The organism is Herbiconiux moechotypicola (genome assembly GCF_024979255.1).
GTDB lineage: Bacteria > Actinomycetota > Actinomycetes > Actinomycetales > Microbacteriaceae > Herbiconiux > Herbiconiux moechotypicola.
This window is the reverse complement of the sequence record NZ_JANLCN010000003.1, coordinates 337,830-350,435: the sequence shown is the minus strand read 5'-3', so window position 1 is coordinate 350,435 and position 12,606 is coordinate 337,830. Positions and strand designations below refer to the sequence as shown.

Annotated in this window: 12 protein-coding genes and 1 tRNA gene; 2 read left to right on the top strand and 11 right to left on the bottom strand. The window is 69.7% G+C overall.

Annotated elements, in window-relative coordinates; translation table 11 throughout:
- Positions 1–35: 35 nt before the first annotated feature.
- Positions 36–109, top strand: a tRNA-Pro gene (locus N1031_RS06755).
- Positions 110–305: 196 nt separating this feature from the next.
- On the opposite strand, the gene N1031_RS06750 is transcribed toward N1031_RS06755, so the two are convergent.
- The 10 genes from N1031_RS06750 to N1031_RS06705 form a co-directional block, all read right to left on the bottom strand.
- Positions 306–1,478, bottom strand: a complete 1,173-nt coding sequence (locus N1031_RS06750) for a tyrosine-type recombinase/integrase (RefSeq protein WP_310795669.1) — start codon at positions 1,476–1,478, stop codon at positions 306–308.
- A gap of 43 nt (positions 1,479–1,521) precedes the next feature.
- Positions 1,522–1,737: a helix-turn-helix transcriptional regulator gene (locus tag N1031_RS06745; protein ID WP_259478838.1), complete on the bottom strand. Its 216-nt coding sequence runs from the start codon at positions 1,735–1,737 to the stop codon at positions 1,522–1,524.
- On the bottom strand, positions 1,734–2,300 hold the full coding sequence (locus N1031_RS06740) for a DUF4913 domain-containing protein (protein WP_259478837.1): 567 nt from the start codon (positions 2,298–2,300) through the stop codon (positions 1,734–1,736). The genes N1031_RS06745 and N1031_RS06740 overlap by 4 nt, the downstream gene beginning before the upstream one ends.
- Positions 2,301–2,315: 15 nt before the next feature.
- The gene (locus N1031_RS06735; RefSeq protein WP_259478836.1) at positions 2,316–2,759 is read right to left on the bottom strand and encodes a single-stranded DNA-binding protein; all 444 of its coding nucleotides are present in this window, start codon (positions 2,757–2,759) and stop codon (positions 2,316–2,318) included.
- Between the two features lie 47 nt (positions 2,760–2,806).
- Positions 2,807–4,609: a type IV secretory system conjugative DNA transfer family protein gene (locus N1031_RS06730; protein ID WP_259478835.1), complete on the bottom strand. Its 1,803-nt coding sequence runs from the start codon at positions 4,607–4,609 to the stop codon at positions 2,807–2,809.
- A complete protein-coding gene (locus N1031_RS06725; RefSeq protein ID WP_259478834.1) occupies positions 4,606–5,103 on the bottom strand; it encodes a hypothetical protein in 498 nt (165 codons plus the stop codon). Before N1031_RS06725 ends, N1031_RS06730 begins: the two co-directional genes overlap by 4 nt.
- Before the next feature lie 138 nt (positions 5,104–5,241).
- Complete coding sequence (gene dprA, locus N1031_RS06720; protein WP_259478833.1) at positions 5,242–6,204, bottom strand: DNA-processing protein DprA; 963 nt, start codon at positions 6,202–6,204, stop codon at positions 5,242–5,244.
- Positions 6,205–6,340: 136 nt separating this feature from the next.
- The gene (locus tag N1031_RS06715; RefSeq protein WP_259478832.1) at positions 6,341–9,277 is read right to left on the bottom strand and encodes an RHS repeat domain-containing protein; all 2,937 of its coding nucleotides are present in this window, start codon (positions 9,275–9,277) and stop codon (positions 6,341–6,343) included.
- A gap of 353 nt (positions 9,278–9,630) precedes the next feature.
- On the bottom strand, positions 9,631–10,191 hold the full coding sequence (locus N1031_RS06710) for a GNAT family N-acetyltransferase (RefSeq protein ID WP_259478831.1): 561 nt from the start codon (positions 10,189–10,191) through the stop codon (positions 9,631–9,633).
- On the bottom strand, positions 10,188–10,547 hold the full coding sequence (locus N1031_RS06705; protein WP_259478830.1) for an ArsR/SmtB family transcription factor: 360 nt from the start codon (positions 10,545–10,547) through the stop codon (positions 10,188–10,190). The genes N1031_RS06710 and N1031_RS06705 overlap by 4 nt, the downstream gene beginning before the upstream one ends.
- Positions 10,548–10,622: 75 nt before the next feature.
- Here N1031_RS06705 and N1031_RS06700 point away from each other — a divergent pair, with 75 nt between their 5' ends.
- On the top strand, positions 10,623–11,951 hold the full coding sequence (locus tag N1031_RS06700) for an NAD(P)-binding domain-containing protein (RefSeq protein WP_259478829.1): 1,329 nt from the start codon (positions 10,623–10,625) through the stop codon (positions 11,949–11,951).
- Here N1031_RS06700 and N1031_RS06695 read toward each other — a convergent pair.
- Complete coding sequence (locus N1031_RS06695; RefSeq protein ID WP_259478828.1) at positions 11,948–12,604, bottom strand: arsenate reductase ArsC; 657 nt, start codon at positions 12,602–12,604, stop codon at positions 11,948–11,950. The two genes, N1031_RS06700 and N1031_RS06695, sit on opposite strands and share 4 nt — an antisense overlap.
- Between the last annotated feature and the right edge of the window lie 2 nt (positions 12,605–12,606).

The window sequence follows — 12,606 nt, the reverse complement described above, 5'->3', positions numbered from 1 at the left end:
TCCAGCCAGCCCGAATAAGTGAATATCGAAGGCCACGGGATGTGGCGCAGCTTGGTAGCGCACCTGACTGGGGGTCAGGGGGTCGCAGGTTCAAATCCTGTCATCCCGACAGAAAAGCCCTGATGAGAAGCCATTTTCATCAGGGCTTTGTCGTTTCCGCAAGTCGTTTTCGTTGGTCCCCCTGTGGTCCCCCTCACGCTCCGGGAAGTGTCCTGCGGGTGCCGCGGCAGGGTCGCGCCGAGTTCGGCCTGTGGATAAGGGGACCAAAAGGGGACCAGACCACCTGTGAGAGCCATCTCGGGGCCTCAGATTCCGCGTGCCGGAGCGGTGCCCTGGCGGGCGTGGCGTCGTTGCCCGGCGGCGGAGAGGAACGCGCTGGCTTGCTCGGCAGCGGAGGCGAGGTGGCGATCGTCGGGGTGGAGGTAGCCGCGGGTGGTTTCCATCGATGCGTGCCCGAGGATCTCCTGGAGGACATGAAGGGGGACACCGGCGTCCGCCATCCAGGTCGCGCCGGTGTGGCGGAGGCCGTGGCGGGTGAGGTCGGGCAGTCCGAGCTTCGCGACGATCGCGTCCCAGTTCGTCGCGTCACGGACGGTCGCGGTGGTCAGTACACCGCCTTTGGGGCCGATGAGCAACTGGTCCTCGGGCGCTTTGCCTTCGGTGAGGCGTTCGAGCACAGGACGCAGCGGGTCGAGAATCGGCACCCGCCGTTCCTTGCGGCTCTTGGTGGGTTTGGTGATCAGCCCTCCCCGTCCTGGATAGACCTGCCGGGAGATGACGACGAGGTTCTTCTCGAAGCGCACGTCGCCGGCCTGCAGCCCGGACACTTCGGAGGAACGGGCGGCGAGGAGGGCTGCGAGCATGACGAAGTCGCTGTAGGACTGGTCGATCTTCGCGCAGGCTGAGGCGAGGCGGTTCAGGGTCTTCATGTCGGGGATGGCATGTGCGCGCGGGGAAGTCGGCTCGATGTTCTGGCCGGCGCGGAACGCGTTGCGGTTCAGGCTGCGTTTGGCGCGATTCTTCGCCGGGTTGATCGGGATGAGCCCGTCACGGACGGCCTCGTCGAGCACACGCACGAGCGGCGCGATGGAGTTCTTGATCGTGGACGCGCCGTAGCGGGTCTCCCACGCGTCGATGGTGCGGTCGATGATCCCGGCGGTGATCTGCGTCACCGGGAGGTGTCCGAGCGCGGGCAGCACCCGCAGCTTCAGCCCGTACTCGTAGGTTTCGCCGGTCGAGGTCGGGTCTAGCCCGCGCGCCCACCGGCCGCTGAGCGCGGTGACGAACTCGATCAGCGTCATCGACACGTCCATGCCTTTGGCGGAGGAGTGCCTTAGCGAGTCGAAGAATGTGTGCGCGGCGGTCTCGTCGGCAACGATCTCGGAGCGGATGATTCGGCGTTTGCTGACGGGGTCTGTCCAGCGGGCGCGGGCTCGGATGCCGTAGGAGCGGCGTTCCATGTCGGTGGAGATCTTCACTCCGACCGGCGGGACGGGCTTCGGGGGTGCGGACGGGAGTGGTTCAGCCTTCCGCGGCATGGTCGTGCTCCAGTCCCGCGAGCCATGCGTCGACCGCTTCGATCCGGTACCGGGCGATCCCGCCCAGTCGCAGGAACGGCGGCCCGTGCCCGGCCGACCGCCACCGCGACAGCGTCGACTCGGACACCTTGAGGTACGCGGCGACCTCCCGACTGTCCATCAGCGGTGACACCGAGACCCCGCCGGACGGGTCGGTCATGGCAGTTCACCGGTCGCAGGGTCTAGGTTCGCGTAGAACTCGTCCTCGGCCTGGCGGCGGGCGGTGACGTCGTCGAGCACGAACCGGACGAAGTCCTCGTCACGGTTCGCGATCGGCTGATCCTCGACGGACGGGGCGGGGTCTTCGCCGGGCCAGGAGGTCTGCCGGGTGGGGCGGTCACGGTCCAGACGGGTGCCACACGCGGCGGTCCAGTCGCGCAGGCGTTGCCGGGCGTCGGCGAAGTCGCGGTGCCAGCCCAGCGGCGCGGACCCGTTCTGTTCGGGGTCGTATGCGCACAGCCAGTGCAGGTGCAGGGCGGACAGCTCCCAGACCAGCTCGGGGTGCCGGTGCCACAGCGGCGGGATCACGGAGGCGGGCAGCCCGTAGGTGCGGCGCAACCAGTCGATCCACCGGTTGAGCTCGAGCCACTCGGCCTCGGCTTCCTCGGCGGTGAGGAGGTTCCAGTTGATCGGGTGCGGCGGCTCCGGGATCAGCGGTCCCTCGAACGACTCCGGGTTGGCGTCGAAGTCGGGCTCGGTCGTGGGGAAGGGGTTCTCGGCCATCTCGGTCCGCCCGTCTCACATGGCCCGCGCTGCAGCGGCAGTCGGCGCTGCGCGCGGCCCGGTGAACTCCGACGGGATCTCACGGGACTGCGATGCCCGTCGTGGCGTGCTGCCTTCTGCAGTGCGTTCGTTGTCGCTCGGGCGCCGGCCGATCTTGAAGATCTCGAACTCCTCGCCCTCGACCTGTGCGCCGTCCTTCTCGTAGCTGACGGTGCGGATGCGGCCCTCTGCGACGAAGTCATCGCCCCGGCTCAGCAGCGCAGCTTCTTCGGCGGCGGTCCCGAGAGCCACGACCGGCATGTACTGGGTCGGCAGCTTCGTGAACGACCCGTCGGCTTCCCGCTGAGCCTGGCGTTGCCCGGCCCGGGCGTAGAACCGGGGCGTGTCGTCCCGGGTGGGCTCGATGCTCGGGTCGGTCGCGATGTATCCCGAGAACGACTGATAGGTACGGATACTCATCGGGGCTCCTCCTGCTCTCACGGCGACACGGTGACTGGGTCGCTTCCTCAGTCAGGTGCGCCCGTGCTCCCCATCGGGGGACGCCGCAGCATCGCCTCGATGTCGGCGCGGTCTGCGCGCAGGTGTTTTGCGTCGGGTCGGGTGGTCCAGGTGCGCATGCGGGTGACGATGGGTGGCGAGGAGCGTAGGAGTACGAGTGCGGTGCCGAATGGGAGGGTGCGGATGGTGTCGGGCGGCATGATCGGGACGCGGCGGATGGAGCGCTGCGCGGAGCGGGTGCCGTGGTCGCCGATGGTGGTGGAGTCTGTGATCTCGTCTCGTTCTCCGATGAGGGTAGTGAGGTCGTGGAGGTCGCGGCTGTTGGAAGCTCCGCCGAGGACGATCTTGACGATCGAGGCGTCCCAGATCGCGGAGGCGGCGTTCTCCGACCATTTCTCGCGTGCTTGGGCGAGGGATTGCAGCACGGGCATGGTGGTGATGCCGGTGCCGCCGCCTTCGGCCATCAACGTCGGCAGTGAGGGCAGTGGCGCGAGGTTGCCGACTTCGTCGAGGGCGAGGAGCACGGGTGGGTCCAGGCGTGCACCGGGACTGCGGGCGGCGAGGCGCCGGGCTGCTTCAACGAGGTCTTCCACGAACGCGGCTACCAGGGAGGCGGAGTTGTTCGCTCCGGCTCCGGTGGCGAGGAGGTAGAGGGTTCCTTTCGCATGGAGGAACGCTTCCGGGTCGAAGTCCTCACCCTCACCGGGGGTCACGGCGTCGAGGACGCGCGGGTCTGCGAGGGCGGCTAGGGCGAGGGACACGCCCTGCCAGATGGAGTCACGGGTTCTCGGATCGGATTCGATCATCGCCTGGAGCGAGTCGGACCATCCGGTCGCGGCACCAGGATGGGTGGTGAGGATCGCGACGGCGTCGGCGGCGGCAGATGGGTCGAGGGTCCACCGGAACAGCTCGGCGGGTGGCCGGTGGTCGAGGGCTGCGGCGTGGAGGAGGGCTTGGAGTGCGGTGCGGGTCTTGCCTTCCCAGAACCCACCCCCTTCGACACCACCTGCGGAGAGGCCGGTGCCGGCGGCGAGACCGGTGGCGCGGATCATCGCGGTCAGCGGGTCCTCGCACCCGCGGATCGGCGACCAGCGGAGCCCGGCGGGGATGCCGTCGGCGAGGTGCTGCGGGTCGAACACAGCCACCGGCCCGATGCGCCCCCGGGCATGAAGGGTGGCGGTGAGGTTGTCGGGCCTGGTGCTGGTGGTGATGACTGCGCCGGGCGCGTCGAGGATCGTGTTGATGACGATGTGCGCGCCCTTCCCCGACCGGGGCGGCCCGATCAGCAGGATGCTGTCTTCGACCGACGCCCACACCTCACGCCCGCGGGAGGTGCCGATCCGGTAGCCGACATCCCCGGGCCCGGGCCCGGGCGAGGACAGGGAGGGGCGCAGGTGCCGTGCGCGGCGCAGCAGCGCTGCGGTGGAGGCATGCCGTGCAACATCGGCCCGGGTGGCGATCCCGGCGATCCGGTACGGATCCATGTTCGTCTGCCGGGTGTGGTCGCGAAGTGCCCGCCACACCCACCATCCCGCCGTTCCGGCTCCGACGAGGAGCAGTCCCGCAGTGATCCAGTAGACGACGGGGTGCAGGCCGGGTGCGTGGAGCGCGGTTGCCGGGTCTGCGGGGGTCAGCAGCACGCCCAGCCCAGTCTCGATGCCGCCGGTGGGCTGCGGGATGCCGGCGACCCAAGCGGCGGCAGATCCCGCTGCCCGCAGGATGCAGGCGAGGATCGCCGCGCTGATCAGGACGCCGATTCCGAGGTTCGACAGTTCGTCTCCGAGCGATCCGGAGGGCCGTGGGGTGCTCATTCCGGGTGCCCGATCGTGAGGGTCCCGGAGACCCTGCCCAGCAGGATCACCTCCCTCGTCGGGCTTGCGGCCAGCTGCGTTCTGGTGAGGAGGCCTCGAGCGGTGCCGTCCGGGGCGGCGTCGGAGTGACCGATTACGACAGCGACGGCGATGTCCTCGCCGGGCACGAACCCTGACTCGACCAACCCGACCAGAACGCCTGCGGCAGGAACCGGTGGCGGGTCGGCGGCGGGTTCTGGATCGGGCGTCTGCGCTGGAAGCAGGGTGCGGGTTCGTGCGGGGGTGATGATGTCGGTGAACACGGTGCCGTCGGCCTCGCGGACCTCTACTCGCAGCGGGGTTCGGTGCCGGGCCGTCAGCTGGTCGAGGATCATCGCGAACGAGTCCCGCCGCCACGGCGGTGCGAACGCGGCCGGGAGATACGGGACGCCGTCGACGACTGCGTTCATCGTGTCGTCATCGGCGACGGTCATGATCACCAGCGGCAGCACCACGGGAACCTCCACCTGCTCAGGGACGCCGATGTTTCGCCGGTAACGGGGCCGCGGCATCAGGCGGACTCCCGTGGTTCTGGGCTTGGGTGGGTGAGGGGCAGCGGAGTGGTCATGACCGGCAGGTGCGCCGCTGGCTCCTTAGAGCGTCTGCGCCGGCGGCCTGACAGAGATTGCCGGGCGCAGGGTCGCGGCAGATGGCGTGGCCGGTTCGCTGAGGTTGGTGATGTCTGTGGTGCTGGTGATGACGGTGGCGATCCGTTCGTGCAGCAGCCGGTGGCAGCCAGCGGATGCCGCACTGGTGATCGGGCCGGGGACGGCTCCCACGGGCCGGCCGAGCGCGTGGGCGTGGGCGGCAGTGTTCAGCGAACCGGACCGGTATCCGGCTTCCACGACGACGGTCGAGGCGGAGATCGCCGCCAGCAGCCGGTTTCGTTGCAGGAACCTCCACCTGGTCGGCGCTGCCCCGGGTGGCAGTTCGGAGGCGACGACGCCGGACTCCGCGACCCTGCTGAGCAACTCCTGGTGCCCGGCGGGGTAGTAGCGGTCCAACCCTCCCGCGAGGATCGCGATCGTGGCGCCGGGGCGGGTGGCGAGCGCGGCACGGTGCGCGGCCCCGTCGATCCCGTATGCCCCGCCGGAGACGACCACTCGGGGGAGTTCAGCGAGGTCACGGGCGAGTTCGGTGGCGACGTGCTCGCCATACCCGGTGGCAGCGCGTGCGCCGACGATCGTGACCCGGCTTCCGAGCGAACTGGACAGTACCCCGATGTCGCCCTTGGCCCATAGCGCGACCGGCGCGAGGACGCCAAGATCGGACAGCCCTTCCGGCCATCCGGCAGCGTCAGGGGTGATGATCCGCAGCCCGAGCCGGTCACTGTGCTCCCGCACTCGGTCGACGCTGGCCGCCGTCAGGCGCGAGGCCAGTCGTCCCCGCCAGAGCCCGCCCTCGACCGGGTCGACGACCGCGGGCAGCGGCGTTTCAGATGTGATCAGCCGCAGCGTCTCGGCCGCGCCGACAGCGGCGAGAAGGGTCCCGGTGACGCGGTCGCCGGGTTCGGAGACGACCGCCAGAGCCACGCGCGCATCATCGTTGTCGGTCATCATGTCCTCCTGCCGGGGTGCTCACCGAACAGGTGCGCCCGCCGCCTCCGACCGGGCACAGGGCGGAAGGGCGCGAACCGGCCGGGGTTCGCGCCCTTCCTGGGGAAGCTGACCGTGGTGTTGGGGGTGCCGCCGGTCAGCGGTTCATGGAGTCCATGAGGTTCTGGAAGTCCTGGTCCTCCTCTCGGACGTATCCGGTGCGTTCCCGGTGGATCGCCAGGCGCCGCCCGCACCAGAGGGTGAGCAGGCCGGCGAGGGTGAAGACCCCGGCACCGATCCCGACGGGCAGCATCCAGTCCCCGCCACCGGTCAGAGCCAGCCCCGGTGGCAGATCAGGAGTGTCCGGCGGGACGACCACCGGCGTCACCATGGTGGTCTCGTTCGGTGCCCCGCACAGGCCACGGTGGATCACCTCGCCGTCCCGGTTGTGCAGCGTCTCTATCCAGTAGTAGGTACCGGCCTGCTCGAACACGACCTCGTCGGAGGCGTACTCGCCGGGACCGTCAACAGGCACGGTCTCCGAGGTGAACACCAGCTCCTCGGGGGTGCAGGTAGCAGTGTCGTCGTCCTGCCGGTACGCCTCGAACACCAGCGTCACGCCCTCGGGCACGGTGCCGGTGACCTTGGCGGTGTCGTGCGCGGGTTCGCCCAGGGTGACCTCCGCGACGGCCATCGTGGTCACGGTCAGCCCCTCGGGCTGCTCGGTGACGACGGTCGTCTCGCCCGGGGCGCCGCAGGTTCCCTCCACGAGCACGTCGCCGTCGGCGTCGTACAGGGTCTCGATCCAGTAGACGTTCCCCGGCTCGTCGACGCTCCTGGTGGGCGAGGTGTAGACGCCGGCCCGGGTGACCGGGATCGGCGCGGACTCGTAGAACGCTATCTCGCACATCGGGGTCTGGTCGGCGGGCTGAGGGCCGTAGGCGCGGAACACGAGCGAGGCGCCGTCGGGGATGCTGCCCTGCACGAGCGCAGTGTCCCCGAACGGCTCGCCGACGAGTGCGGCCGGGGTGGCCTGGGTGATGACCGTGACCGGCAGCTCGACCTCCGGCGTCGGTGGGACGTAGAAGCGTTCCAGCACGTCCGCCGGGGACGACTGGTAGGGCTGTACGCGGTCATCGCCCTCGAAGGTGGTGACCAGGACGTAGTAGCCGGGCTCGGTCGGGGTGATCTGGTCGGCGTCGGTGTACCCGAGACGGTAGACCCCGTTGCGGGCGGGCGTCGTGATGCTCGTGAGCATGGGCGCGTCGGTCAGGTCGAGGTCGTCGGTGAGCACCGCGTCCGTGCTGAACGGGCCGTAGATGGTGTGGACGAGCTGATCCACGTCGGCCTGCCAGTAGCCGTCGCCGGTGAAGTCGCCGTGGTTCGCGGGGAACCCGGTGACGGTCACGGTGTCGAACGCGCGCCCGCCGGGGTGGACGTTGTATTCGCGCATCAGCGAGGTCGTCGTGATCGGCCACCGCACGGAGGTCGTCTCGACCGGGATGCCGTAGTCATCGGTCCAGTCGGTGGCGAGGTAGTCGCGTACCCACTCCGGCTGCGTGCTCTTTCGCACTTCCCAGACCCAGGTCACGAACCCGCCTTGTGGTGCGACAACCGCAGGCGACGTGTAGACGCCGGGGCCGGTCGCGGTGACCGTCACGGTGCCCAGCGGCACCGCGCCGGCGGGCACGGTGCCGTCGCGGGCCGGGGGCAGGGTGCCGGGCACCTGATAGGCGGTGCCCTCAAGCACGACGGGGATGAACGCCCCGTCGTGCTTGAGCCATGCCCCGTTGGAGCTGGACACGGTGATCGTGTCAGTCAGCGCGTCGCCGGGCACGGCAAGGTGCTGGTCGGCTTCGGAGACCGCGCGCGGCTGGAACGGGACCACCGAGGTCTCCGCAACCTTCCCGAACCTGTCGGTGAACGAGTCCGTCAGATACTTGCCCGTCTCGCCCTGCGCCGTCTTGTCGATCGCCCAAACCCAGGTGTAGAACCCGGACTCGGGGGCGGTGATCGTGCCCGGCGAGGTGTAGGAGCCCGGCCTGGTAAGCACGACCTCCTCGGCGCCGGCGATCGGGGTGCCGACCGGCGGGGTGTCGGATTCGGCGGGTTGCTCATCGAACGGCCCATAGAGGGTGCCGGTCGCGGTCACCTCGACTGGCTGACCTCCCACTCTGATCCAGGTGCCCTTGGTCACCGTGACCGCCAGCTCGTCCACGAACGCCTCACCCTCAGTGACGTAGCGGGCGGCAACCTGGGTGCCGATCTGCGGCTGAAAGTCCAGGTCGATCACCGGCGTCTGCTCGGTCGCGGACAGGCCCGTGGAGGAACCGGCAACCGCCGCGATGAGCCTTTGCGCGCCCGGCGTCGTATAGAGGTCCACCTGAGCGCCGTACCCGGCGGCGGCAACGCTCATCGACGCCTCGATCCGATACGAGGGCGCACCGTCCGCCGGGGTGCCGGTGATGCCGTACTGCCCGGCACTGACCGTGCGGGAGGAACCGCCGCCGGCGAACACCGCATCGGTGAGCGTCGCGGTGCCCTGCAACGACGCGGGGTGCGCGGCGACGGTCAGCGTCCCGGCGTACTGATCCGACATCGACAGGCCCAGGGTCAGCGACGGGTCGGTGACCGCGTTCACGCTGGCCTCCTGGCGCATCACCGCGAGGTTGCCCAGGATCGTGCCCCGAACCCCGAACGGGGCGCGGGCGACGTAGTAGTCATCGCCCGACATGCCGTGGCTGTTATAGACGCCGGGATCAGCGACCGACCACACATACAGTGCGACCGCCGCCGTGATATTCGGATCGCCCGACTGCCCCCACCGATCCAGGACGTAGTTCAGCTCCGCGAGCTGCTGCCGCGAAAGCGAGTCCAGCGAGCCCACGGTCTGCGGCCCCGAGGTCTGGCCGAACGGGGCATCGGCGCCGAGGTCGATGCAGTACGCCTGCCGGCCGTCGATGTCGGTGCTGTAGGCGCCGAGGAACCCCAGCCCCTCGTCGTAGCCGACGCCATGGCTGCCGGCGTGCGCCGAGGAGGTGCCGAGGACGACCGAGCCGGCGGCGACGAGGAGGACGACCAGCAGCGAGGCCATGCGGCGCCACAGGCCACCCGGCGGGTGCTTCCGGTTCGCGGGCGGGGATAGGGGCGATGCAGACATGTGCTGTCCTCCTGGCTCGGTGAACGGACGACGAGAGAGCCGTCCAGCCAGCAGGTGCACCCGGCCTTACCCGCCGGAGCGAGTGCGAAGCGGGCAGGGGTTCAGGTTTCGTGAACCTGTGGGGCTTGTGTCCCAACTGCCGTGAGTTCGTTACCGACGCGAGTCGCGCGTTGTTCCGTGCTCTCTAGGTGCGCCGTGTATGGCGGCGCTTGTCGGTCAGCGTGATGGAATGTCGAGATTCCCGAAGGTTTCGCAGGAGTCCTGATGGGTGTGCAGGATTCATGAACTCACGGGTTCATGTCGAGCTGACTCAGTCGCGCTCGCATGTAAGGCGTCATGTGTTGGTGCGGGCGACGACGCTCGATCAGCACGGTATCTCGCCAAGCGCCAGCCAGCGGCCCGTAACCCATCAGCGCGATACGTTCGCGGATGCCCACGGTGCGGAACCCGTAGCGCTCGTGCAGGCGGAGACTCGCCGTGTTCTCCGGGAAGATCGACGACTGGATGGTCCAGATGCCCGCGGTGTCCGCGGCAGCGATGAACGCTTCCAGAAGGGCGCCCCCGGCGCCTTGACCACGTGCGGCGTCGGCGATGTAGATCGAGTGCTCGACCATCCCACGGTACACCGGCCGCGATGACACGGCGCTGGCTGCCGCCCACCCCACGACGACGCCGTCGGTGTCAGTGGCGACGAGGCGCGGACCGGGGAGCTTGCTCTTGTCGAAGCCATCCCAGGCGGGCGGTTCTGCCTCGAAGGTGGCGTGCCCGGTGGTGATGCCTTCGCGGTAGATGTGCTCGACGGCGGGCCAGTCCGCAGGCGTCATCGGACGGATGACGACGCGGATCATTCGGGCAGGAGGGTCCGGGCGGCGTTCTCGAGCGCGCCGTCGACGACGCGGAAGTAGGCCCACTTGCCGCGCTGCTCGCGGGTGGCGAGGCCAGCGTCGACGAGCTGCTTCATGTGGTGCGAGACGGTCGGCTGGGACAGGCCCACGGGGTCGGTGAGGTCGCAGATGCACATCTCGCCGGTCTCGCTGCCGCCGATCAGGGAGAGGAGCTTGACCCGGGTGGGGTCGCCGAGGGCCTTGAAGACGCGGGCGATCCGCTCCGCCTGCTCAGAGTCGAGCACGCCGCCGGCGACCGTGCCGCAACAGGCGGCGTCGCCTCGGGCGAGAAGCGGGAGTGCGATGGTCACGGTTCCCATCCTGCCAGTCGCATTGACATCTGTCGATGTATCGAGGATTCTCGATGTATTGAGGTTAGTCGATGTGAGGAGTGGATGGTGGGTCTTCCTGTCGTGGTGATCGGCGCAGGGCCGCAGGGGCTGGCAGCGGCAGCGCGTCTGCTGGAGCGGGGCCTCACGCCGCTGGTGCTGGAGCAGGGGGCGGGTCCTGCGGCGGCGGTGTCGGAGTGGGGGCATGTGCGGCTGTTCTCCGAGTGGCCCGAGCTCGTCGACCCCGCCGCGGCTCGGCTACTGGAGCCCTCCGGGTGGCAGCGACCCGAGCGGGGGTATCCGACCGGCGGCGCCTGGATCACCGGATACCTCGCGCCTCTCGCGCAGGTTCTTGGAGATCGCGTCCGTTACGGCGCGAAGGTCACCGGCGTCGGCCGCAAGGGACGCGACTTGCTGGTGGATGCCGGGCGTGCCGAGCAGCCGTTCGTCGTTCACGTCGAGGAGGCGGATGGCACGCAGTCGCGGATCGAGGCGCAGGCGGTCATCGATGCCTCGGGCACCTGGACCACACCGAACCCGGCTGGCGCCGACGGGTTGCCTGCGCTCGGCGAGGGGGCTGCGGCCGGGCTCCTGACGTACCGGATTCCGTCGTTCGCCGACGCCGAGCTGTATGCGGGGCGGCACACGGTTGTGGTCGGCAATGGGCACTCCGCAGCGACCGCGATCACCGAGCTGGCCCGGATCGCCCGTCAGCATCCCGACACTCGGATCGCCTGGGTGCTGCGGCGCGGGACGATTGGCGGCACGTTCGGCGGCGGGGAGGCTGACGAGCTTCCCGAGCGCGGCGCACTCGGCCAGCGCGCCCGCGCCGCGGTCGAGCAGGGTCTTGTGAGCATGGTGACCGGGTTCCGGATCGAGCGGATCGACACCGCGGAGCAGGGAGCGGTCCTGGTCGCCGAGGACGGCCGGACGCTCGAGCCCGCCGATCGGGTCGTGGTGCTCACCGGGTTCCGACCGAATCTGTCGATCCTGTCCGAGGTGCGGCTGGAGCTGGATGCCCGGCTGCAGGCGCCGGCGCGGATCGCCGCCGACATCGACCCCAACATCCACTCCTGCGGGTCGGTGCGCGCCACTGGAGCCGCCGACCTGGCCCAGCCGGAGCCGGGCCTGTTTATCGTGGGGGCGAAGTCCTACGGCCGCGCCCCGACTTTCCTCGCCCTGACCGGCTACGAGCAGGTCCGCAGCGTGGTCGCCGAACTTGCCGGAGACCACGAGGCTGCACAACGGGTCGAGCTGGCGTTGCCGGACACGGGCGTGTGCGGCGGGGCCGGCCTGTTCGATGACCCGACCGGGGCCAAGGGCGGTGCCTGCTGCGCATCAGGAGTGCTGCAGGTGATCCAGCTCGGCCGCGCCCCCGCGGGTACTGCGGTCTAGGTTCTCGCGGGGACGCCGAGCTCGGCGAGCAGGTTCAGGACGCGAGCCTCGATCTCGTCGCGCACCGGCCGGACGCCTTCGGGGGTCCATCCGGCGGGGTCGGGGAGGGACCATTCCTCGTAGCGTTTGCCGGGGAACACCGGGCAGGCGTCGCCGCAGCCCATCGTGATCACCACGTCCGCGGCCCGCACGACCTCGTCGGTCCACGGCTTCGGGTACTCGTCGGCGATGTCGATGCCGCGCTCGGCCATCACCTCGACGGCGACCGGGCTGACCTCGTGGCCGGGTTCGGAGCCGCCCGACCAGCCGACCGCGTGCTCGCCCGCATGGTGCTGAAAGAACCCGAGGGCCATCTGCGATCGGCCGGCGTTGTGGACGCATAGGAACAGCACCGTCGGCTTCCCGTCGACGTGGAGGCCGTCGACCTTGGCGAGGGCGTGCAGGCGTTGCCTGGCGAACTTCTCGGTCAGCAGCGGCAGATAGTTCGGCACGGTCGCTCGGGCGGCGAGGTCGGCGTAGGAGGTGTGCAGGAAGCGGTCGATCGTCTCCCGTCCGAACGTGCCGTCGAACTCCCGGGTCAGCCGCTCCGCGCCGGAGGCGAGGGCGGCCTCCTGGTCGATGGTGATCGTGGCATGCGGTTCCTGGTGCGACATCG

What these genes read in the sequence shown, in the direction of transcription:
- N1031_RS06745 (WP_259478838.1), bottom strand. Translation starts at nt 1,737, where the DNA reads ATGACCGACCCGTCCGGCGGGGTCTCGGTGTCACCGCTGATGGACAGT.
- N1031_RS06740 (WP_259478837.1), bottom strand. Translation starts at nt 2,300, where the DNA reads ATGGCCGAGAACCCCTTCCCCACGACCGAGCCCGACTTCGACGCCAAC.
- N1031_RS06735 (WP_259478836.1), bottom strand. Translation starts at nt 2,759, where the DNA reads ATGAGTATCCGTACCTATCAGTCGTTCTCGGGATACATCGCGACCGAC.
- N1031_RS06730 (WP_259478835.1), bottom strand. Translation starts at nt 4,609, where the DNA reads ATGAGCACCCCACGGCCCTCCGGATCGCTCGGAGACGAACTGTCGAAC.
- dprA (WP_259478833.1), bottom strand. Translation starts at nt 6,204, where the DNA reads ATGACCGACAACGATGATGCGCGCGTGGCTCTGGCGGTCGTCTCCGAA.
- N1031_RS06715 (WP_259478832.1), bottom strand. Translation starts at nt 9,277, where the DNA reads ATGGCCTCGCTGCTGGTCGTCCTCCTCGTCGCCGCCGGCTCGGTCGTC.
- N1031_RS06710 (WP_259478831.1), bottom strand. Translation starts at nt 10,191, where the DNA reads ATGATCCGCGTCGTCATCCGTCCGATGACGCCTGCGGACTGGCCCGCC.
- N1031_RS06705 (WP_259478830.1), bottom strand. Translation starts at nt 10,547, where the DNA reads ATGGGAACCGTGACCATCGCACTCCCGCTTCTCGCCCGAGGCGACGCC.
- N1031_RS06700 (WP_259478829.1), top strand. Translation starts at nt 10,623, where the DNA reads ATGGTGGGTCTTCCTGTCGTGGTGATCGGCGCAGGGCCGCAGGGGCTG.
- N1031_RS06695 (WP_259478828.1), bottom strand. Translation starts at nt 12,604, where the DNA reads ATGTCGCACCAGGAACCGCATGCCACGATCACCATCGACCAGGAGGCC.